Here is a 19968-nt window from a genome sequence, read left to right as displayed (position 1 = left end):
GCAGTTGGCGCCCACGGCAACCATGACAGCCTACGCCAGCACGGCGGCCTGTCTCACGTCTGGAAGGTGAAAGGATGGAGGGGTGACCGCGATCGAGCCGAACCACGTCCTCTTTGCCTCTGCTGCCGCTGCCGAAGGTGCGCCCTACGTATCGACGCCGACGGCGTACGACGGCATCCTGCTCGCCGGATTCGGAGGGCCCGAGGGACAGGACGACGTCATCCCGTTCCTCCGCAACGTCACGCGCGGTCGCGGTATCCCCGATGAACGACTGGAAGAGGTGGCGCATCACTACCGTCACTTCGGTGGCGTGAGCCCGATCAACGGTCAGAACCGCATCCTCAAGGAGGCTCTGGAGGGCGAGCTCGCACGCCGCGGCATCGATCTTCCGGTGTACTGGGGCAACCGCAACTGGAGTCCGTACCTCGAGGAGGTCGTGACCGAGGCGGCCGCCGACGGGAAGACGACCCTGCTCGCGTTCGCCACCAGTGCCTACAGCTCGTTCTCGAGCTGCCGGCAGTATCGCGAGGACTTCGCACGGGTGCTCGAGGAGACGAAGCTCGGCGACAGGGTGACGATCGACAAGATCCGTCCCTTCTACGACCACCCCGGATTCGTCGAGTCGTTCGAGACGGGCGTCCGCGAGGCCGTGGAGGCGTTCCTCGGACAGGGCATCGCCCCCGTGGACATCCAGATCCTGTTCTCGACCCACAGCATCCCGACGGCCGACGCGGAGCGCTCCGGTGCGCGGGACATCGACTGGGGCGAGGGCGGCGCCTACGCGGCGCAGCACCTCGCGGTAGCCGCGTGGGTCATGGATCGAGTCCGCGAGAGCATCCCCGAGGCGGCGGACGTGTCGTGGGAGCTCGTCTACCAGTCCCGTTCGGGTCCCGCCTCGCAGCCGTGGCTGGAGCCGGATGTGTGCGACGTCATCGGCGAACTCCCCGAGCGCGGTCGGAAAGCCGTGGCGGTCGTGCCGGTCGGTTTCATGAGCGACCACATGGAGGTCCTCTGGGACCTCGACACCGAGGCGGCCGAAGCGGCGGAAGAGGCCGGTCTGGCTTTCACACGCACTCCCACGCCCGGGGTGGCGCCGTCATTCGTCACCGGCATCGTCGACCTGATCGTCGAGCGGCTGGAAGGCCGCCCCAACGAGGAGCGCCCTCATGTGACGTCGCTGCCGGGTGCGTTCGACGTGTGCCGTCCGGGCTGCTGCGAGAACGTCCGCGCCGGATTCAAGCCGGCCGCCGCCGGCGTGGCCCCGTGAGCACCCGCTGACCCGCGGCGCTTCTAGGATGGATGCCATGCGCATCCATATCGCCACCGATCACGCCGGTCTCGACTTCTCCACGCAGCTACAGGATCACCTCCGCGGCGCGGGACACGAGGTCGTGGACCACGGGCCGATCGAGTACGACGCGCTCGACGATTACCCCGCATTCTGCATCCGTGCGGCGCAGGCCGTCGTCGCGGATCAGGCGGCCGGTGTCGAGACGCTCGGTGTGGTGTTCGGCGGCTCCGGCAACGGCGAGCAGATCGCCGCGAACAAGGTCGAGGGCGTCCGTGCCGCGCTGGTGTGGAACACGTCGACCGCCGAGCTGGCCCGCCAGCACAATGACGCGAACGTGATCTCGATCGGGGCGCGGCAGCATTCCTTCGACGAGGTCACCTCGTTCATCGACACCTTCATCGCGACGCCGTTCTCGGAGGACGAGCGCCACATCCGCCGAATCGGTCAGATCGCGGACTTCGAGCGCAACGGCTCGCTGCTCCCGGATCCGAGAGCCTGAGATGCCCGAGGGACATTCGGTCCACCGCATCGCGCGCCAGTTCGACCGTAACTTCGTCGGCAAGCAGATGCTCGCCTCGAGCCCCCAGGGACGATTCGCCGAGGGGGCGGCCGTCCTGAACGGTCGTGAGGCGATCAGCGTGCAGGCGGTGGGGAAGCAGATGTTCCTCGAGGCCGAAGGCGATGTGTGGCTTCGGGTGCACCTCGGCCTGTACGGCGCTTGGGACTTCGCCGGCGACATCCTGGTCGACCCGACGATCGCCTCTGCGAACGGCCGCATGGGCCAGACGAACCAGCGCGGAACTGTGGTCGACGAGGAGATCCTCGACGATGCCGGAGAGAACTCGCTCGCCTCGATCGGCGCACCTCGCCGGACTCGGGTGCACGTGCGCATGTCGGAGCAGACGAAGGGGCTCGCCGACGAGGGACTCGAATGGCCGCCGCCGGTCGTCGGTCAGGTTCGACTGCGTCTGATGACCGACATCACGGCTGCCGATCTGCGCGGCCCCACGGCCTGCGTGCTCCAGAGTCCGGAGGAGATGCTCGCAAGCGTCGCCAAGCTCGGCCCGGATCCCCTCGTGGGGGATCCCGCGCAGAACGAGGAGCGCTTCGTGCAGGCGGTCCGTAAGAAGCAGACGGTGATCGCACTTCTGCTGATGGATCAGGCCGTGGTCAGCGGCATCGGAAACGTGTATCGGGCGGAGATGCTGTTTCGACAGCGGCTGAACCCCCACACGCCCGGCCGCGAGGTGCCCGAGGAGGTCGTGCGAGCACTGTGGCGCGACTGGGTGCGGCTGCTGGCCGTCGGTGTGGAGACCGGCCAGATGATGACCATGGATGATCTGTCGCCCGACGCCTATCGGGCGGCGATGGCGAGCCGCGACGATCGCCACTGGGTCTACCATCGTGCCGGTCTGCCGTGTCGTATCTGCGGCACCGAGATCGCCCTCGAGGAGATCGGCGCCCGCAAGCTGTACTGGTGCCCGCGCTGCCAGGCCTGACCGGTCAGCCGTAGGCTGAGAGGATGCGTCAGAACCCCAGTTTCACGCTCGCTGATGTGGCCGAGATCCGTCGGGTCATCGATGCCGATCCGTGGGCGACCATAGTGAGCGACGGACCGGAGGGCCTCGTCTCCTCTCACTACGTCGTGCTGCTCGACCAGGATCGCGATGATCTCACGGTCGTCGGTCACGTCGGCCGGCCCGACGACCTGATCCACGGCCTGGGCGAGAGGGAACTGCTCATCGTGTTCCAGGGGCCGCACGGCTACATCTCACCGGGCTGGTATGGCGATGTCCCGTCCGTCCCGACGTGGAACTACACGGCCGTTCATCTTGCCGGAGTTCCCGAGATACTCAGCGACGAAGAGAATCTCGCCGTTCTCGATCGACTCGTCGACCGTTTCGAGGGGCGGATGCCGGAGCCACGGCAGATGTGGGAACGGCCGAACGACCCCGCGTTCATCACACGGCTGGCCGCAGGGACGGTGGGATTCAGGCTCACCCCGACACGCGTCGTCGCCAAACGCAAACTGAGTCAGAACAAGCCGGCCGAGACAGTGGAGACCATCATCGCCGAACTCGAGGCCGATGGGCCGTACGCACAGCCCGCCCTCGCCGCCGAGATGCGTCGCGCCCAGCAGGCGCGCGTCGGAGCCCGCTCGTGACCGGAGCCGCAGACAGCGTGGCCACCCTGTCGGGCGTCCGGGTCTCAGGACCGGGCAAGGAGTTCCTGATCGACGACGAGCCCGTCGACATCTTCATCGAAGACGGCCGGATCAGCGACATCGCCCCCGCCGGAGCGCTGCCGCCACAGGGGCGCATCCTCGACGGCAACGGAGCGTGGGCCGTGCCGGGCCTCTGGGACAACCACGTGCACACGGTGCAGTGGGCTCTGGCCGCCGAACGCGTCGCTCTCGGTGGCGCGGGCTCCGCGTCGGAGGCGGCTGCGATCATGTCCTCCGCGGCGCCCCTCCCGGACGGGCGGAAGGTCGGCAGCGGGTTCCGTGATGCGATGTGGCCCGATCAGCCCTCGCTCGCACTTCTCGACAGCGCCACGGGAGAAGTGCCCACCTATCTCATCAACGCGGATGTGCACAGCACGTGGCTCAACTCGGCGGCGTTGCGGCTCGAGGGCTTCGACAGTCCGGACGGGATGCTCAGAGAGGAGCAAGCCTTCGAGATCTCCCGTCGCCTGAACGCCGTCGACCCGGAACGCGGCGACAGAGCGGTCCGCGACGCGGGGGAGAGGGCCGCCTCTCGAGGCATCACCGGCCTGGTGGACTTCGACATGGCCTGGAACGCCGATGCCTGGCCGCGGCGTATCCGTGCCGGGTTCGCTGCCCATCGTGTCGAGTTCGCCATCTACCCTTTCGACCTCGGACGTGCGATCCGCGCCGGGCTCCGGTCGGGCGAGCTGCACGAGGCGGCGGACGCACCGGAAGCCGGGCGCGGCCTGATCCGGATCGGGCCGCTGAAGATCATCAGCGACGGCTCGCTGGGCACGCGCACCGCGGCCTGCTCGCATTCGTATCCTGGCGATCCCGAGAACTTCGGGGTGCTCAATGTACCGACCGCCGAGCTCGCCGAGCTGCTCACGACCGCCACCGGCGCAGGGCTCTCGGTCGCGGTGCATGCGATCGGTGATCGCGCCGTCACCGGGGCGCTGGACGCCTTCACGGTGTCGGGTGCCGTCGGAACCATCGAGCACGCTCAGCTGGTGCGGCACTCCGACCTCGCGCGGTTCGGCAGGCTCGGCGTCATCGCGAGTGTGCAACCGCAGCACGCGCTCGATGACAGGGATCTGGTCGGCCGGCACTGGGCCGGGCAGACGTCGATCGGCTATCCGCTCAGTGCCCTCCGAGACGCCGGTGTGGAGATCCGCTTCGGATCCGACGCTCCCGTGGCTCCCCTCGATCCCTGGCAGGCGATCGCCGCGGCGGTCACCCGCACGGACGATGATCGCGACCCCTGGCACCCCGAAGAGCGACTGACGAGGGAACAGGCGATCCAGGCGAGCGTCCGCACGGCTCTGCGTCCGGGGGAGGCCGCAGACATCGCCCTGTGCGGCTACGACCCGCTCTCCGCATCAGGTGCGGATCTGCGAGGGATGCCGGTCATGGCGACGATGGTCGCCGGGCGGCTGACCTACGGCGGATGAGCGCGAGAACGAAGAAGGGCACCGGAAGCCCGGTGCCCTTCTTCGTCGCGTGGGTGCTCAGGCTGCGATGTGCGACACGAGGAACCAGCGGTCCTTCTCGAGCCCGCGCATGATCTCGATCGCGACGTCCTGGCTCGTGAGGTCGACCTCGTCGAGCCCGTCGATCGCTGCCTTCACGTCGACGAGGATCGCGTCGATGTCGGAGATGACGGCGCGCACGAGCTCATCGGACTGGGTGAAGCCAGCCGGAACCGACGTCGCACCGCCCTTGGCGGCGACGGCGCTGATGCGCGCGTCGATCGGGAGACCGAGGGCGACGATCCGCTCGGCGGCCGTGTCGGCGAAGTCGCCGGCGTGCGCGACGATGGTGTCGAGAAGCTCATGAACTCCGACGAAGTTGGCGCCGCGGACATGCCAGTGCGCCTGCTTGCCGTCGATCGTCAGCGCCTGGAGACCGAGCACGACGGGGGAGAGGAACTGAGACGCTGCAGCGGCCACGGTCGGGTCGCTGGCGGTGGTGGAAACGGTCTGTACCTTGCTCATTGTGACTCCTCCGGAGTTGTCTCTTCGTGCCTGATGAGGACAACGCTACTCGTCTGAAATCATTCCGCAAGCAAGCGAAGGCTCGGCTTAGTGGCCCGGAATCACGCGGAAATCCGGGCTTGGGAGGATAGTCTCACCTTATGAGCATCGCTGCCGGAGCCTCCGTCCTCGCCCTGCCGGGGAAGTCCCCGCGGATCGCCGCCGACGCTTTCATCGCCGAGGGCGCACGCATCGTGGGAGACGTGTCGCTGGCCGAGGGTGCGAGTGTCTGGTACAACGCGGTCCTTCGAGGCGACTCTGCCTCCATCGCGGTCGGACGCGACAGCAACGTCCAGGACAACGTCTCGGTCCATGTCGACGCGGCGCATCCGGTCGTCATCGGCGCGAAGGTGTCGATCGGTCACAACGCGGTCGTCCATGGGTGCACGATCGGAGACGGTTCGCTCATCGGCATGGGAGCCGTCGTGCTCAGCGGGGCCGTCATCGGCGCCGGCTGTCTCATCGCCGGTGGAGCCGTCGTGCTCGGAGGCACAGAGGTGCCAGACGGATCACTGGTGGCCGGGGTGCCCGCGAAGGTGCGCCGAGCGCTCAGCGACCAGGAGCGTGCTGACCTGATCGCGAACGCCGACGTCTACCTCGCGCACGTCCGGACCCACGCCGCGGCGACACCGATCTGATCGGAATCGACCGATAGGCTGGTCCTCACGGGGCGGTGGCCAAGCTGGTTAAGGCAGTGGGCTCATAACCCAACGATCGCGGGTTCAAGTCCCGCCCGCCCTACTCCTGCTCCGCTTCGCAGCGACGTCATCGGTCGACCGCTGTCGATCGAGGGACGACGTCGCGAGGACTGTTCCGGCGGCGATCCCGCCCAAGGCGCCGAAGACCATGTCGCCGATCGTGTCCTGGTAGGTGACGAAGATCTCGTCACTGAGGTAGGCCCAGCCGAGCCACTCGATCATCTCCCACACCGCGCTCAGCGCCAGCGCCAGGACGGGCGCGAGGATCAGCGAGGTGCGTCGGCTGGCGCCCGAGTCGCGAGTCAGGGGCACGACATCTGCCCGGGTGAGGATCAGTGCGGCGACGACCGTGAGAACCCCCGTGCAGATCAGGTGCAGGAGCAGGTCCCATCCGGGGATCGACCGGTACAGGTCGAGCACATTGCTCCACGCCGCCACGAGCACGGTGGCGCATACAGTGAGGTCGAACCACCCGCGCATGCCCAGAACTCGCGGCAGCATCAGAGCGGGAAGCGCAAGCGCCGCGATGCCGGCGTCGGTCGGGGCGAGCCATATCAGCGCGACGGCGACCCCGATGATGCCCACCGCCCGCACGACGTCGGCCGACCACTCCGTGACGGTGCGCGGCGGTCGCAGGAAGTCCTCTTTCACGGTGTCCTCCCCGTCAGGCGCAGGAGCGCCTGCACCGGGCGATGATCCGAGGGCGCGATCCCGTCGAAGACGTGTGCGTTCACTGCAGCGGCACGGACTCGGACATCCGGACTGACGAGCAGCCAATCGATGCGTCGACCGCCGACCTTCGGACGCCGATATCCGCTGAGGGTGCTCCACAGGGGCGTCAGCCGATCATCTGCCGCGCCCCAGGAGTCGCTCAGATCGGTGCGCGAGACGAGTGTGCGCAGGGCCTGGGAGCCGGGGCCCGCATTCAGGTCTCCCATCACGACCGTCGGAAGGGAGCGCGCGCGAACCAGTGCGGCGATGACCTCGGCAGAACGTCGCCGAGACCGACGCGAGAGATGATCGAGATGGGTGTTGACGACCAGGAACGCGACCCCTGTCGACCTGTCCCTGAACTCCGCGGAGACGACGATGCGAGGAAAGAGCGCTCCCCATGACAGGCTGCCCGGCTCGTCGATCCGTGTCGAGAGAGCGTGTTGGTCCCACCCGCGCAGTTCCAGCCGCGATGCGTCGTAGAGGATGGGTGTTCCCTCACCCGTGCCATCGCGGTTCCTCCCTCTGCCGACGAACCGATGGTCCCGCCCGAGGGCGTCGGTGACGGCCTTCAGCGATCGGGGGAGCACTTCCTGCAGTCCGAGGACGGTCGGCCGCTCCGAGCGGACCATCTCGGCGACCGCAGGCTCGCGATGGCTCCAGCGGTCACGCTTCCGACGCAGGGCGCCTTCCATCGCGCGACGGATGTTGAACGACATCACGTGCAGGTCCGGTGCAGCAACGGGACCGATCAGCGGCACGACCGTCACCGGGCGCTCCGTCCCGCGGTGCTGAACAGGCGGCGGCGGACGATGAGCCGTCCCCAACGCAGGGGTGGGAAGTCGCGGGGCCAGTGCACGAGCACGCTACGGACGCCTCGGTGCACGCGTCGACCGAACTGTCCTGCGGTGAGCGGCCTCATCGACATCCCCATCGTGGTGTGCGGGAGCCGGGCGATGCGGTGGTTCTCGCCGAGGTGGAAGGCGAGGTCGAGGTCGTCGTGGATGTCGGGGTCTCCTCGGTGCACGTCGGACCGCACGGCCTGCCAGGCCTCCCTGCGGAACGCGAGATTGGATCCGAAGAGGGGCAGATGTCCGAGAGTGACGCTCAAGAGGGTCATATAGGCGCCGAGATAGAGCCGCGAGAGTGGCGTGCGCAGGGCTGCCGGCCCGTCCGTGAAGCGCGCGGGCCCAGTGATCGCCCCGAGGTGCTCGTCGTCGTCGAAGGCCGAGACGATGGCCGTGATCCACTGAGCATCCGGTTCGCAGTCCGCGTCGAGGCGCAGGATCAGTTCGCCGAGAGCCGCGTCATACCCGGTCGACGCTGCAGCGGGAATGCCGGGATCGAGACACGTCAGCACGCGCGCACCCCAGGCGAGGGCGACGGAGGCCGACGAGTCGGATGAGCCGTTGTCGACGACGATGATCTCGTCGGCCGGCTGGTCCTGGGCGTGCAGAGCGCTCAGGCAGCGCGCCAGCAGCTCGGCATCGTCCTTGACCGGGATGACCACTGACGTGGTGAGCCGTGTGCCCTGATTCGCCGTCGACGGAAGGCCATCGACCGCCTCCATCGTGTGCCCCTCGGTGTGTGCCGTCATCGGTTCGATCGTGGCATCACCCGACGTCGGGCGCGAGGGACTTGACACCGGCGGGTGCGTGCCGATGCCTGTGGACGTCAGCGAGTGCCCGCGGCGTCGAGGTCGGGCGAGGGGTCGATGACCTCGTCGACGAGCGTGATGCCCCCGCTCGAGTTGGCCGAATGAGCGAGATCCTCGATCCATCGGCGGCTGAGCTCGGGCGTCTCGCTCTCGTCGAAGACGAACCGCAGCGGGATCGACGGATGCAGCCAGACCGTCGAACGGCCTTCGGTGTCCCCGTCGGGATGCTTCCACGTGAGTGTGAAGCTCTCGTTGCGACGCAACTTCGTCGCGACGACGACCTTGAGGTGCGCGAGCGCCCGATCTTCGATATGGATCGGCTCCGAGCCGCCGTAATAGAGAGAACCCATATCTCGGAATATATGTCTCAGTCGGCGCCGCTCTCGGCGTGCTGGTCGCGGCGCGCGACACGTGCGAACAATCTGTTCGCATAGTGTCATCGACGGTGCTTCGCCGCCGTCACAGAAGGAAGCACGCCGAAGCTCTCGCGATACGCCGCGGCGAAGCGAGACGGATGCGAGAAACCCCACCGTCGGGCCACCGCGGCGACCGTCGTCGGTGAGCCCGAACGCAGATCGCGGTGCGCTCCATCGAGGCGCGCCTGCCTCAGCGACTCCGCCGGCGTCGTGTCGAGTGCGCGCCGAAAGGCGTATTGAAGGCCTCGCGTCGAGATGTGGACGGCAGCGGCGACGTCGTCGACCGTGATCGGCCGGTGCGAATTCTCGGCGATGAAGGCGAGGGCGCGACGCACCGTCGCCGGCGCCGGCATGCTCTGCGCCGGCCGATGCCGTTGCAGGCGACTCGTCGTCGCGAAGGCCGCGAGCGTCGTCGCCGCGGCATGGCGAGCCAGTTCGCTGCGCACGAGATCGTCATCGTCCGTATCGTCGACGAGATCCGCGGCGCTCATCTCGAGATACGCGAACATGCGATCCCAGGCGGCCCCAGCGTGCGCGGAGCGCGGAGCGAGATCGCCCACGCGGACGGATACGCGGTCGTCGCCACTGATCCTCTTCGCGAGGCGGGTCAGGGTGTCCCGCTCGAAGACGAGTGCCGTGACCCTCGCTCCCGCATCCCAGCGGGCGCGCACTCTCGGACCATCGGAGATCCAGGGGAGACTCGCATCGAGATCTCCTCGATCGGAGTACACCCGGGCATCGGGCCCATCGACACGGCAGACCAGCACCTGGTCCTGTGGTTCGGCTGTCGAGCGCACCTCGGCGGCGAGGTCGTAGCGCACGAGACTCACGGCACCGAGATCGGCAGAGTGCCAGTCGAAGCGGAAGCGTTGCGGGTCGACGTCGTGCAGTACGGCGGACGGGACGAACTGCTTCCAGGTGCTCTCGACACGCGAGACGTCACTGGTACGGAATCGCATCGCGGGGCACCTCCTGAACGGTTCGACGTGCACGGACCGGCCAGGTTCCGTCGAGGCGCTCATCAGGTTCGATGCGGCCCATCCGGATGAAGTACTCCGTGAGGCTCGCCGCCTGAGAGCGGGCCCACCCGATCTGGCGTGTGTGCAGCTCTTCCAGCGTATCCGGAAGCACGAACTGGCGGGCCAGAGCCTGCGCGACCCGGCCTGCGGCCACGGCATCCGCCGCCGCTTCGTGGGCGTCCTCGAGGCGCACCGCATACAGGGCTGCGACCACCTCGAGCGTGCGCTTGCCTGGACGATAGCGGTCATAGGCCTTGTCGATCACGAGCGGGTCGATGATCGGTGAAGGGTCCTCCAGCGGCGGGATGCCGTGGCGGTGCGCCTCGTGTGCCAGGAGGGAGAAATCGTATGCGGCGTTGTAGGCCACGATCGGCACACCCTGAGAAAGCAGGGATCGCAGGGCCGCCGTGACCTCTCGGACCACCTCGGCGCCCTGCCGTCCGTGGCGGCGCGCGTGCTCGGTCGTGATCCCGTGCACGGCGGTGGCGCCGTCCGGAATCGGCACGCCGGGATTCGCGAGCCAGTCCCGTGCGGCGATCTCGCGGCCGCCGGCGTCGAGGAGCCCGACGTGTGCGCTGACGATGCGGTCGTGCTCCACGTCCACACCGGTCGTCTCGAGGTCGAACACGCCTACGCGAGTGATCCAGTGCGGGAGCGAGGGTGCCGGGGGCATGATCTCACCGTAGAACCGGGCTCCGACATCGGGGCGGAGGCACACGGGGATCCCGCATGCGACGACCCTAGACTTGATCCATGCCCGCGCCCTCTCCGTATGCCGACCGTCTGAGCCGACTGCCGGTCGTGCGTCATGAGGTCGAGGTCAGAGGCGGGACGACCGTGTACTGGGAGTACGGTCCCTCCGACGCAGATGTGACAGTCGTCGCCGTGCATGGATTCCGAGGCGAGCACCACGGTCTCGAGCCGGTTCTCGCGTTCCTTCCCGAGGTCCGGGTGATCTCTCCCGACCTTCCCGGCTTCGGAGAGACGGCGCCCGTCGCCGGGCGCTCGTACGATCTCGATGAGTATGTCGCGTGGCTGACCGAGTTCGCCGCTGCGGTGGCCCCCGGGGCGGTGATCCTCGGGCACTCCTTCGGATCGATCGTCGCCTCCGCGGCCGTGGCGGCAGGGCTCGAGACTCCGCGGCTGATCCTCATCAATCCGATCGGCGCACCCGCCCTCGAGGGCCCCAAGGGCATCATGACGCGGCTGGCCGTGCTGTACTACTCGCTCGGGGCGCGGCTGCCCGAGCGGCTGGGCACTGCTCTGCTGCGGAATCGACTGATCGTCAGAGTCATGAGCATCACGATGGCGAAGACGTCGGACCCGCAGCTGCGACGTTTCATCCACGATCAGCACGACACCTACTTCTCGCGCTTCGCCGACCGCGATGTCCTGCGGGACGCGTTCGTGACGAGCGTGTCGCATGATGTGAGCGAATTCGCCCGCTCGATCCCGACGCCGACTCTGCTCATCGCCGCTCAGCGCGACGACATCACACCGATCGAGGTCGAGCGGGAGCTCGCCACCAGATTCGATGACGCGACCCTCGTGGAGATCGCCGAGGTCGGACACCTGATCCATTACGAGACGCCTGCCGAGGCTGCAGGCGCCGTACGACGATTCCTCAGGATTCCCGTCTCGCGAGCCCGATGAGGCCGGCAACCCGGAAGGGGATGACCTCGCCCATGGCCAGGGAGGTCTCAGTCCGCTCGACTCCGTCGATCGACAGGATGCGCGCATCGGTGTCGAACAGGTGGCGGGCGTCCCTGCACGCGACGCGTGCAAGCAGATCGATCGATCCGCTGAGTCCGTGCGCCTGCACGACCTCGGGAATGCGCGCCAGTTCGTTGATGATCCGCGGCAATTCGGTCTGACGCACGCCGATGCTCACGAACGCCTGAAGGGGGAACCCCAGCACGTCGGTCGAGAACGACCGCTCGTACGACTGGAAGATCCCTGTCTGCTCGAGTCGCGCCATGCGCGCCTGGATCGTGTTGCGGGAGAGTCCGAGATTCTCTGCCAGCGCCACGATCGTCACGCGAGGGTCATCGGCGAGTGCGGCGAGAAGTTCCAGATCAATGCGGTCAAGTCCGGCCATAGTGCCAAACGATAGCAGGCACGATGTACCCCAGATTTGGCAACATGCTCAAGCCGCTCTCGATTGCTTGAGCGAGGTGATGAGCGGACGTACTCTCAAGTGAACCGGCGCTGAGGCCGGGGCCGCGCGTAGAACCCGTGACGACGGCCACGAACGAGGAGGACGACGATGTCACCCCAGATCACTCCGATCGCCGACATGGCGCAGGATCTCGAACTCGCGGAGCGCATCCTCGCGCCGGACGGCGAGCGCGTCCCGAACACTCGTCTCGACGGGTTCGTCGCCGACGTCGACGGTGCCGGACTGCGCGCGCTCCACCGCGACATGGTCATCCTCCGGCGCATCGACGCGGAGGGGGTGGCCCTCCAGCGCCAGGGCCAGCTGGGGCTCTGGGCGCCATGCCAGGGGCAGGAGGCGACCCAGATCGGAACCGCGAGGGCGCTCGCACCGCAGGACTACGTCTTCCCGAGCTACCGCGAGACGGGTGTCATCTATACACGGGGCGCGCAGCCGGGCGACTTCGTCCGTATGTGGCGTGGTGAAGAGGGCGCGGGTCACGACCCCGCAGCACTCCGCGTCGCTCCGTTGCAGATCATCATCGGAGCGCAGACGCTCCACGCGGTCGGGTATGCGCTCGGCATCCGTCACGAAGATGCGGACGAGGTCGCCGTCACCTACTTCGGCGACGGTGCCACGAGCCAGGGAGATGTGAACGAGGCGATGATCTTCGCGTCCTCGTATCAGGCTCCGGTGGTGTTCGTCTGCCAGAACAACCACTGGGCCATCTCGGAGCCGGTGTCGGTGCAATCGCAGTATCCGATCGCCGGACGCGCGCCCGGCTTCGGCATCCCGAGCCTGCGCGTGGACGGCAACGACGTGCTGGCCTGCATGGCCGCGATGCGCTGGGCTCTCGCGCACGCGCGGTCCGGACAGGGCCCCGCCTACATCGAGGCCGTCACATATCGCATGGGTCCGCACACGACAGCCGACGACCCGACCCGCTACCGCAGCGACGACGAACTCGAGGCGTGGCGTGAGCGTGACCCGATCGCCCGGCTGGAGGCACACCTGCGATCGATCGGCGAGCTCGACGACGAGCAGCTCGCGGACACGCAGAGAGCGGCGGACGCCGCGGCTCGAGACATGCGCGCCGAGTGCCTGGGCATGGTGACGCGTCCTCCGCTCGCGGTGTTCGACGGCGTCTACGCAGAGCCGCACTCCGGCCTCGAGCGGCAGCGCGACGAGTACGCCGCGTACCTCGCGTCGTTCGACGGCGAGGCGTGAGCATGACTCAGATCACTCTCGGAAAGGCGCTCGGAGCAGGTCTACGACGGGCGATGCGCGACGACGACAAGGTCGTGCTGCTGGGCGAGGACATCGGCAAGCTCGGAGGCGTCTTCCGCATCACGGATGGACTCCTCGACGAGTTCGGGCCCCAGCGTGTCATCGACACGCCCCTCGCTGAATCCGGCATCGTCGGCATGGCGGTCGGGTTGGCGTTCCGCGGCTATCGGCCTGTGGTCGAGATCCAGTTCGACGGTTTCGTCTATCCGGCCTTCGACCAGATCGTCGCGCAGGTGGCGAAGCTGCACTACCGGACGCAGGGCCGAGTGAAGATGCCGATAACGATCCGCATCCCCTGGGCGGGAGGCATCGGTGCTGCCGAGCATCACTCGGAATCGCCTGAGGCGTACTTCGTGCACACCGCAGGGCTCCGTGTGATCGCGGTCTCCAATCCGGAAGACGCCTACCGGAGTCTTCGCCAGGCGATCGCGTCGGACGACCCGGTGATCTTCTTCGAGCCGAAGCGGCTCTACCACCACAAGGGCGATGTCGATCTCGACGCCCCGCTCGCGGATGCCGCCCCCATGGGACTCGCGCGAGTCGTCCGCACAGGCGATGATGCGACGCTCATCACCTACGGGGCGATGGTGACGACCGCGCTGCAGGCCGCCGAGGCCGCCGAAGACGATGGCATCTCGCTCGAGGTCATCGATCTGCGTTCGCTGTCGCCGGTCGACTACGACACCGTGGCGACGTCGGTCCGCAAGACCGGCCGTGTCGTCGTCGCGCACGAGGCGTCGCGAGAGGCCGGTATGGCGGCTGAGGTGATCGCGAGCGTCACGGAGCGCTGCTTCGAGTACCTCGAATCGGCGCCGTTGCGCGTGACCGGACACGACGTCCCGTACCCGCCGGCGAAGCTCGAGAAATACCATCTGCCGGATCTCGACCGACTGCTGGACGCCGTCGACCGGGTGCTCGACCGTCCGAACAGCCTGACGGGAGCAGACGCGTGAACGCGGAGTTCAGACTGCCCGACCTCGGAGAAGGACTCACAGAGGCGGAGGTCGTCCAGTGGCTCGTCGCTCCCGGCGATGTCGTCGCGCTCAATCAGACTCTCGCCGAGGTCGAGACCGCCAAGGCGATCGTCGAGTTGCCTTCTCCGCACGCAGGCGTCGTCACAGCCCTGCATGCTGCGGCGGGGGAGACCGTCGCAGTGGGCGCGCCGCTGATCGAGTTCGATGTCGAGGGAGCCGACGACGCTTCGTCTGCCGCCTCGGATGGCGGAGGTGCTGAGGAGAAGGCGCAACCCAACCTCGTGGGCTACGGAGCTGCGCCATCAGCATCCGGGCGACCGGCCCGACGTGCCAGACGTGCGGTCGGCGGACGGGCGGCGACCGACACGGCCGTGCTCGAAGCGGCGCCGCACGACGCGTCGCCGACCGTGAGCGTCGAGGTCGTCGCCGAGCGGCCGCGCTCCACTCCGCCCGTGCGTGCGTATGCCAAGCGTCTCGGGATCGATCTCGTGCTGGTGGCGGCGACGGTGGGGGATCGCGTGATCACCCGCGGGGATGTCGACGACTACGCGTCTCGCACGGCGACGACCGCAGAACAGGTCGATCCCGCGCCTCCCCGACCGCGGGTTCCGGACGATGCCGCGAGCCTCCGTGATGGCTCTCGGGAGACGCGGATCCCCATCCGCGGAGTTCGCAAGCACACGGCTGCGGCGATGGTCGAGAGCGCGTTCACCGCACCGCACGTCACGGTCTTCCACACGGTGGATGTCACGGCGACGATGGACCTCATCGCCTCGCTGCGGGGCGACCGCTCACTCTCGGAGCATCGGATCGGTCCGCTTGCGGTGGTGGCGAAAGCGGCCTGTCTCGCCTTGAGTCGCACGCCCGGGCTCAATGCCCGATGGGACGAGTCCGCGGGCGAGATCGTGCAGTTCGGATACGTGGACCTCGGGATCGCCGCAGCGACCGAGCGGGGACTCATCGTGCCTCACATCCGCGACGCCGAGTCTCTGACACTCACGGAGCTCGCCGATGCGGTGGCATCTCTCGCCGTCACCGCGCGGGAAGGACGCACGTCTCCTGTCGAGCTGGCGGGCGGCACCTTCTCCATCTCGAACATCGGTGTGTTCGGCATCGACTCGGGCACCCCCATCCTGCCTCCGGGGCAGTCGGGAATCCTCGCCGTCGGCGCCGTCCGGCGCCTTCCGTGGGAGTACCGCGGTGAGATCGCCCTTCGCCAGGTGATGACTCTCAGCCTGTCGTTCGACCACCGCATCGTCGACGGGGCGGAGGGAGCGAGGTTCCTCAAGGACGTCGCGGACGTGTTGGAGGAACCTGGGAGGGCGATGCTGCTCAGGTAGTCGCTCGGAGCGCTGATTCCGCCATCGCGGCGAGCACTGTCGCGGTGGCGGAGCGCTGCCGGGACGCCGCGCGCGTGCTGTGCGGTGTCGAGTTGATGAGCCCGAAGCACGCTTGCACCCGCAGACGAAGCTCGTCGGCGTCGGCATCGACCAGAGGGCTCAGGGTCTCGATCCAGAGCTCGATGTATGCGCGCTGCAGCCGGCGGACCTCGGCATGATCCTGAGCGGCGAGATGCGCGACGTCCCGGTCATGCACTCGGATCACATCCGCGTGACCCAGCGCGAACTCCACGTGGAAGGCGACGAGCGCGCGGATGCGCCCCTCGGGTGTGGACCCGCCCGCCGCGACACTCGTGCCGCCCGAGACCAGGTCATCGCTCACCTGGACGAGCACGGCGCCGAGCAGCGCCTGCTTGCCGGCGAAGTGGCGGTAGACCGCCGGTCCGGAGACGCCTACGGCGGCGCCGATGTCTTCGAGGCTCACACCGTTGTATCCGCTCTCGGCGAAGAGCCGTGCGGCTTCTCGGAGGATGGCGTCAGACCGCTCCGCCTTGGCGCGGTCTCGCGCAGTGGGAGGGCTTGTCATCTCAGTTAATCCTCGCTAACCTGATGCGATCGGTTAGTGAACACTAACCGAGAAAGCATCGAATGCGCCAGGGCGATGACGCCGGCGCGATGTGGTCGAGGAGGACGTCACGATGCCCGCAACCCAGCAGTCTCTCGCTGCCGAGCTGCACGAACGACTGGCCGTCGCCGCTCAAGGGGGGCCGCAGGCGTCCCGGGAACGGCACATCGCGCGCGGCAAGCTCCTCCCGCGTGATCGCGTGACCAGACTCCTCGACGAGGGCAGCCCCTTCGTCGAGATCGCCCCGTTGGCGGCCGACGGACTGTACGGGGGAGAGGCGCCAGCCGCAGGAGTCATCGCGGGGATCGGCCTCGTCCACGGCAGGCACGTGATGGTCGTGTGCAACGACGCGACAGTCAAGGGCGGAACCTACTATCCGCTCACGGTCAAGAAGCACCTGCGCGCACAGGAGATAGCGCTCGAGAATCGACTTCCGTGTCTCTACCTCGTCGACTCCGGCGGCGCCTTCCTCCCCAAGCAGGACGAGGTGTTCCCGGACCGCGAGCACTTCGGACGCATCTTCTTCAACCAGGCCAGGATGTCCGCGGAGGGGATCCCGCAGCTCGCCGCCGTGCTCGGTTCGTGCACGGCGGGCGGAGCCTATGTCCCCGCGATGAGTGACGAGACCGTCATCGTGCGCGGCCAGGGGACGATCTTCCTCGGCGGCCCTCCGCTCGTGAAAGCGGCGATCGGTGAGATCGTGTCGGCGGAGGAGCTCGGCGGCGGCGAACTGCACGCCCGGCGCAGCGGGGTGGTCGACCATCTCGCCGAGGATGACGAGCACGCACTCGAGATCCTGCGCGACATCGTCGCCACCCTGCCGTCGCCCCTCGCTCCGGTCTGGGACGTGGTCGAGTCGCGTCGGCCGTCCGAACCCGGCTCGCTCTATGACGTCGTCCCGGTCGACGTCAACACCCCGTACGACGTGCACGAGGTGATCGATCGGCTGATCGACGGCGGCACGTTCCGCGAGTTCAAGAAGGAGTACGGCACGACTCTCGTCACCGGCTTCGGGCACCTGCACGGGCACCCGGTCGGGATCGTCGCGAACAACGGAGTGCTCTTCAGCGAATCCGCCCTCAAGGGCGCGCACTTCATCGAGCTCTGCGACCAACGCGGCATCCCTCTGGTGTTCCTGCAGAACATCTCCGGCTTCATGGTCGGATCGGAAGCCGAAGCGGGCGGCATCGCGAAGGACGGAGCGAAGATGGTCACCGCTGTCGCCAGCACCCGCGTGCCGAAGCTCACCGTCATCATCGGCGGATCCTTCGGGGCCGGCAACTACTCCATGTGCGGACGTGCGTACTCGCCTCGCTTCCTGTGGACGTGGCCGGCCAGCCGTATCTCGGTGATGGGCGGCGCCCAGGCGGCCTCCGTTCTCGGGACGGTGAAGGACGACCAGCTGACGGCTCGCGGACAGGCGTGGAGTACCGACGAGAGGCTCGCGTTCGAACAGCCCATCCGGGAGCAGTACGAGACCCAGGGTGAGCCGTACTACGCCACCGCGCGCCTGTGGGACGACGGCATCATCGACCCCGCCCAGACCCGTGACCTGCTGGGGCTCGCCCTCGATGTGGTCGCGCGAAGCCCTCTGCCCGAGCCGCGTTTCGGCCTCTTCCGGATGTGACCGCAATGACGAACAGTGTCCCCACCTCCCATCGTTTCGACAGCGTCCTCGTCGCCAATCGAGGCGAGATCGCACGCCGGGTCATCCGCACTCTCAGTGCGATGGGCATCCGCAGCGTCGCCGTCTACAGCGATGCGGATGCCGACGCCCCCCATGTGCGCGAGGCCGATCAAGCCGTGCGGATCGGCCCGGCGCCGGTCGCCGAGTCGTACCTCGACATCGATGGCGTCATCGCCGCAGCCCGCGCGACCGGAGCGCAGGCCATCCATCCGGGCTACGGATTCCTCTCGGAGAGCGTCGGGCTGGCCGAGGCATGCGCGGAGAGCGGCATCGTCTTCATCGGTCCGTCGGTCGACGCACTCCAGATCATGGGAGACAAGGCGAAGGCCCGCGACCATGTCGTGCGATCCGGGGTCCCGGTGGTGCCGGGTTTCGATGCGAGAGGACTGTCGGACGCGGAGATCGCTGACGAGGCCGACGCTGTCGGCTACCCGCTGCTCGTCAAGCCGAGTGCGGGCGGCGGCGGCAAGGGTATGGAGGTCGTCGAGGCGGCATCCGGGCTCAGCGCCGCACTGGCGTCCGCTCGACGGGTGGCGCGTTCGGCGTTCGGTGACGACTCCCTGATCCTGGAGCGGCTCATCCGACGCCCCCGGCACATCGAGGTGCAGGTGTTCGGCGACGCTCACGGAACGGTGATCACCCTCGGCGAGCGCGAGTGCACGCTGCAGCGACGTCACCAGAAGGTGATCGAGGAGGCTCCCTCTGCGGGGATCCCCGAGTCGACGAGGGACCGACTCCTCGAAGCCGCCACGCAGGCCGCACAGAGCGTCTCGTACGTCGGCGCCGGAACCGTGGAGTTCCTCATCGACGCCGATCTTCCGGACCAGGTCTTCTTCATCGAGATGAACACCCGTCTGCAGGTCGAGCACCCCGTCACCGAGGAGGTCACCGGCCTCGACCTCGTCGCCCTGCAGATCCACGTCGCGGCAGGCGGACGTCTCGACCCTGCGCCGGGTCTGCACGGTCACGCCGTCGAGGCGCGCGTGTACGCGGAATCGCCGGAGCGCGGATTCCTGCCCTCGACCGGACGCGTGCTGCTGTTCGATCCGCCGCGCGGCGTGAGGGTCGATGCGGCCGTGGAGACGGGCAACGACGTGACCGGATTCTACGACCCGATGATCGCGAAGATCATCGCGTTCGCTGACGACCGGACCACCGCGCTCCGCCTGCTCGATGAGGCTCTGAGCAGGACCGTCGTGCTGGGTGTGGACACGAACATCGGGTTCTTGCGCACACTCTGCCGCGATGAGCGGGTCACGGCCGGGGACCTCGACACGGGACTCATCGAGACGCTTCTGCCGCTCGTCGAGGAGCCGCCATCGCCGACGATGCTGGCCGCCGCACGGCGAACCGTCTCAGGCACGGATGACGCGGTCGGCGCGACCAGGGCGAGTCAGCGAGCGGGCGCGGTGTGGCAGGACCTCACGCAGGACGATCGGCGCGAGATCTCCTTCCGGACCGAACGCGGCGAGGTCATCCCCGCGCCTGCATCCAGCGGCTCGCGGTCGCGCGCCATCGCTGCGGTGGACGACGACGGTGCGGTCTGGGTCAGCGAGGACGGACGCACCGTGCGCCTGGAGCCTCTCGATCGCCGAGCCCTGTTGCTGCACCGTCTGCAGCAGAGGGAGCAGAGCGAGTCCGCGAACGGTCCGGATGCGAGAGCCCCGATGCCGGGAAGCGTGGTGGCCGTGCATGTCCGCGACGGCGACGTCGTGACCGCCGGCACGCCGCTCGTCTCGATCGAGGCGATGAAGATGGAGCACCCGGTGCTGGCGCCCCAGGACGGGACGGTGCGCCTCATGGTCGCCGTCGGCGATCAGGTTCGACGCGACCAGCCGGTCGCGCACATGACGACGGAGGAGAAGTGAC

21 protein-coding genes and 1 tRNA gene are annotated in these 19968 nt (G+C 68.0%); 13 read left to right on the top strand and 9 right to left on the bottom strand.

The genetic code is table 11. The features are described 5' to 3' along the window. Positions 1-82: 82 nt before the first annotated feature. The 5 genes from LQZ85_RS09245 to LQZ85_RS09225 are packed head-to-tail and all read left to right on the top strand — an operon-like array spanning position 83 to position 4948. A complete protein-coding gene (locus LQZ85_RS09245) occupies positions 83-1267 on the top strand; it encodes a ferrochelatase (protein WP_056278700.1) in 1185 nt (394 codons plus the stop codon). Positions 1268-1304: 37 nt separating this feature from the next. Then, positions 1305-1790: a ribose-5-phosphate isomerase gene (locus LQZ85_RS09240; RefSeq protein ID WP_053096034.1), complete on the top strand. Its 486-nt coding sequence runs from the start codon at positions 1305-1307 to the stop codon at positions 1788-1790. Position 1791: 1 nt separating this feature from the next. Next, positions 1792-2790, top strand: coding sequence for a DNA-formamidopyrimidine glycosylase family protein (locus tag LQZ85_RS09235; RefSeq protein ID WP_056278701.1), 999 nt, complete (start codon positions 1792-1794; stop codon positions 2788-2790). Between the two features lie 23 nt (positions 2791-2813). Further along, complete coding sequence (locus tag LQZ85_RS09230; protein WP_053096036.1) at positions 2814-3455, top strand: FMN-binding negative transcriptional regulator; 642 nt, start codon at positions 2814-2816, stop codon at positions 3453-3455. Continuing rightward, positions 3452-4948, top strand: coding sequence for an amidohydrolase family protein (locus tag LQZ85_RS09225; RefSeq protein WP_056278702.1), 1497 nt, complete (start codon positions 3452-3454; stop codon positions 4946-4948). The genes LQZ85_RS09230 and LQZ85_RS09225 overlap by 4 nt, the downstream gene beginning before the upstream one ends. 57 nt (positions 4949-5005) lie before the next feature. On the opposite strand, the gene LQZ85_RS09220 is transcribed toward LQZ85_RS09225, so the two are convergent. Then, positions 5006-5491, bottom strand: a complete 486-nt coding sequence (locus LQZ85_RS09220; protein WP_053096038.1) for a DNA starvation/stationary phase protection protein — start codon at positions 5489-5491, stop codon at positions 5006-5008. A 140-nt stretch (positions 5492-5631) separates the two neighbouring features. On the opposite strand from LQZ85_RS09220, the gene LQZ85_RS09215 reads away from it, so the two are divergent. Beyond that, positions 5632-6168, top strand: a complete 537-nt coding sequence (locus LQZ85_RS09215) for a gamma carbonic anhydrase family protein (RefSeq protein ID WP_230100818.1) — start codon at positions 5632-5634, stop codon at positions 6166-6168. 29 nt (positions 6169-6197) lie between these two features. After that, positions 6198-6271: transfer RNA gene (locus tag LQZ85_RS09210), tRNA-Ile, on the top strand. On the opposite strand, the gene LQZ85_RS09205 is transcribed toward LQZ85_RS09210, so the two are convergent. The 6 genes from LQZ85_RS09205 to LQZ85_RS09180 all read right to left on the bottom strand — a co-directional run bounded on the left by LQZ85_RS09205 (position 6253) and on the right by LQZ85_RS09180 (position 10704). Continuing rightward, the gene (locus LQZ85_RS09205; RefSeq protein ID WP_230100817.1) at positions 6253-6879 is read right to left on the bottom strand and encodes a hypothetical protein; all 627 of its coding nucleotides are present in this window, start codon (positions 6877-6879) and stop codon (positions 6253-6255) included. The genes LQZ85_RS09210 and LQZ85_RS09205 overlap by 19 nt on opposite strands. Beyond that, on the bottom strand, positions 6876-7709 hold the full coding sequence (locus LQZ85_RS09200; protein WP_230100816.1) for an endonuclease/exonuclease/phosphatase family protein: 834 nt from the start codon (positions 7707-7709) through the stop codon (positions 6876-6878). The genes LQZ85_RS09205 and LQZ85_RS09200 overlap by 4 nt, the downstream gene beginning before the upstream one ends. Then, positions 7706-8536, bottom strand: a complete 831-nt coding sequence (locus tag LQZ85_RS09195) for a glycosyltransferase family 2 protein (RefSeq protein ID WP_230100815.1) — start codon at positions 8534-8536, stop codon at positions 7706-7708. Before LQZ85_RS09195 ends, LQZ85_RS09200 begins: the two co-directional genes overlap by 4 nt. A 77-nt stretch (positions 8537-8613) precedes the next feature. Next, positions 8614-8946, bottom strand: coding sequence for a hypothetical protein (locus LQZ85_RS09190; protein ID WP_056278704.1), 333 nt, complete (start codon positions 8944-8946; stop codon positions 8614-8616). A gap of 86 nt (positions 8947-9032) precedes the next feature. Beyond that, the gene (locus LQZ85_RS09185) at positions 9033-9971 is read right to left on the bottom strand and encodes an AraC family transcriptional regulator (protein WP_230100814.1); all 939 of its coding nucleotides are present in this window, start codon (positions 9969-9971) and stop codon (positions 9033-9035) included. Next, positions 9952-10704: an exonuclease domain-containing protein gene (locus LQZ85_RS09180; RefSeq protein WP_230100813.1), complete on the bottom strand. Its 753-nt coding sequence runs from the start codon at positions 10702-10704 to the stop codon at positions 9952-9954. Before LQZ85_RS09180 ends, LQZ85_RS09185 begins: the two co-directional genes overlap by 20 nt. Before the next feature lie 80 nt (positions 10705-10784). Between LQZ85_RS09180 and LQZ85_RS09175 the strand changes: the two genes are divergently transcribed. Beyond that, a complete protein-coding gene (locus LQZ85_RS09175) occupies positions 10785-11684 on the top strand; it encodes an alpha/beta hydrolase (RefSeq protein ID WP_053096042.1) in 900 nt (299 codons plus the stop codon). On the opposite strand, the gene LQZ85_RS09170 is transcribed toward LQZ85_RS09175, so the two are convergent. After that, positions 11656-12129, bottom strand: coding sequence for an Lrp/AsnC family transcriptional regulator (locus LQZ85_RS09170; protein ID WP_053096043.1), 474 nt, complete (start codon positions 12127-12129; stop codon positions 11656-11658). The genes LQZ85_RS09175 and LQZ85_RS09170 overlap by 29 nt on opposite strands. Before the next feature lie 168 nt (positions 12130-12297). Here LQZ85_RS09170 and pdhA point away from each other — a divergent pair, with 168 nt between their 5' ends. Genes pdhA through LQZ85_RS09155 form a run of 3 tightly spaced genes read left to right on the top strand, consistent with a single transcriptional unit; the run spans position 12298 to position 15787 of the window. Then, positions 12298-13413: a pyruvate dehydrogenase (acetyl-transferring) E1 component subunit alpha gene (gene pdhA, locus LQZ85_RS09165; RefSeq protein WP_230100812.1), complete on the top strand. Its 1116-nt coding sequence runs from the start codon at positions 12298-12300 to the stop codon at positions 13411-13413. Between the two features lie 2 nt (positions 13414-13415). After that, the gene (locus LQZ85_RS09160; protein WP_056278708.1) at positions 13416-14426 is read left to right on the top strand and encodes an alpha-ketoacid dehydrogenase subunit beta; all 1011 of its coding nucleotides are present in this window, start codon (positions 13416-13418) and stop codon (positions 14424-14426) included. Then, a complete protein-coding gene (locus LQZ85_RS09155; protein WP_056278709.1) occupies positions 14423-15787 on the top strand; it encodes a dihydrolipoamide acetyltransferase family protein in 1365 nt (454 codons plus the stop codon). The genes LQZ85_RS09160 and LQZ85_RS09155 overlap by 4 nt, the downstream gene beginning before the upstream one ends. Here the strand turns inward: LQZ85_RS09155 and LQZ85_RS09150 are convergent. Next, positions 15780-16373, bottom strand: a complete 594-nt coding sequence (locus LQZ85_RS09150) for a TetR/AcrR family transcriptional regulator (RefSeq protein ID WP_230100811.1) — start codon at positions 16371-16373, stop codon at positions 15780-15782. The two genes, LQZ85_RS09155 and LQZ85_RS09150, sit on opposite strands and share 8 nt — an antisense overlap. 112 nt (positions 16374-16485) lie before the next feature. On the opposite strand from LQZ85_RS09150, the gene LQZ85_RS09145 reads away from it, so the two are divergent. Both LQZ85_RS09145 and LQZ85_RS09140 read left to right on the top strand, forming a co-directional pair. Further along, positions 16486-18039: a carboxyl transferase domain-containing protein gene (locus LQZ85_RS09145; protein ID WP_230100810.1), complete on the top strand. Its 1554-nt coding sequence runs from the start codon at positions 16486-16488 to the stop codon at positions 18037-18039. Between the two features lie 5 nt (positions 18040-18044). Next, entirely contained in the window at positions 18045-19967 is a 1923-nt protein-coding gene (locus LQZ85_RS09140; protein WP_230100809.1) for a biotin carboxylase N-terminal domain-containing protein, read from the top strand. Position 19968: the final 1 nt, after the last annotated feature.

Origin of the sequence: Microbacterium sp. Bi98 (genome assembly GCF_918698045.1) — a bacterium.
Taxonomy (GTDB): domain Bacteria; phylum Actinomycetota; class Actinomycetes; order Actinomycetales; family Microbacteriaceae; genus Microbacterium.
This window is presented reverse-complemented; position numbering and strand designations above follow the sequence as displayed.

Coding starts and splice junctions, on each gene's coding strand:
- pdhA (WP_230100812.1), top strand. CDS start 12,298: ATGTCACCCCAGATCACTCCGATCGCCGACATGGCGCAGGATCTCGAA.
- LQZ85_RS09180 (WP_230100813.1), bottom strand. CDS start 10,704: ATGCCCCCGGCACCCTCGCTCCCGCACTGGATCACTCGCGTAGGCGTG.
- LQZ85_RS09185 (WP_230100814.1), bottom strand. CDS start 9,971: ATGCGATTCCGTACCAGTGACGTCTCGCGTGTCGAGAGCACCTGGAAG.
- LQZ85_RS09240 (WP_053096034.1), top strand. CDS start 1,305: ATGCGCATCCATATCGCCACCGATCACGCCGGTCTCGACTTCTCCACG.
- LQZ85_RS09190 (WP_056278704.1), bottom strand. CDS start 8,946: ATGGGTTCTCTCTATTACGGCGGCTCGGAGCCGATCCATATCGAAGAT.
- LQZ85_RS09150 (WP_230100811.1), bottom strand. CDS start 16,373: ATGACAAGCCCTCCCACTGCGCGAGACCGCGCCAAGGCGGAGCGGTCT.
- LQZ85_RS09220 (WP_053096038.1), bottom strand. CDS start 5,491: ATGAGCAAGGTACAGACCGTTTCCACCACCGCCAGCGACCCGACCGTG.
- LQZ85_RS09175 (WP_053096042.1), top strand. CDS start 10,785: ATGCCCGCGCCCTCTCCGTATGCCGACCGTCTGAGCCGACTGCCGGTC.
- LQZ85_RS09235 (WP_056278701.1), top strand. CDS start 1,792: ATGCCCGAGGGACATTCGGTCCACCGCATCGCGCGCCAGTTCGACCGT.
- LQZ85_RS09215 (WP_230100818.1), top strand. CDS start 5,632: ATGAGCATCGCTGCCGGAGCCTCCGTCCTCGCCCTGCCGGGGAAGTCC.
- LQZ85_RS09145 (WP_230100810.1), top strand. CDS start 16,486: ATGCCCGCAACCCAGCAGTCTCTCGCTGCCGAGCTGCACGAACGACTG.
- LQZ85_RS09170 (WP_053096043.1), bottom strand. CDS start 12,129: ATGGCCGGACTTGACCGCATTGATCTGGAACTTCTCGCCGCACTCGCC.
- LQZ85_RS09160 (WP_056278708.1), top strand. CDS start 13,416: ATGACTCAGATCACTCTCGGAAAGGCGCTCGGAGCAGGTCTACGACGG.
- LQZ85_RS09195 (WP_230100815.1), bottom strand. CDS start 8,536: ATGACGGCACACACCGAGGGGCACACGATGGAGGCGGTCGATGGCCTT.
- LQZ85_RS09140 (WP_230100809.1), top strand. CDS start 18,045: ATGACGAACAGTGTCCCCACCTCCCATCGTTTCGACAGCGTCCTCGTC.
- LQZ85_RS09230 (WP_053096036.1), top strand. CDS start 2,814: ATGCGTCAGAACCCCAGTTTCACGCTCGCTGATGTGGCCGAGATCCGT.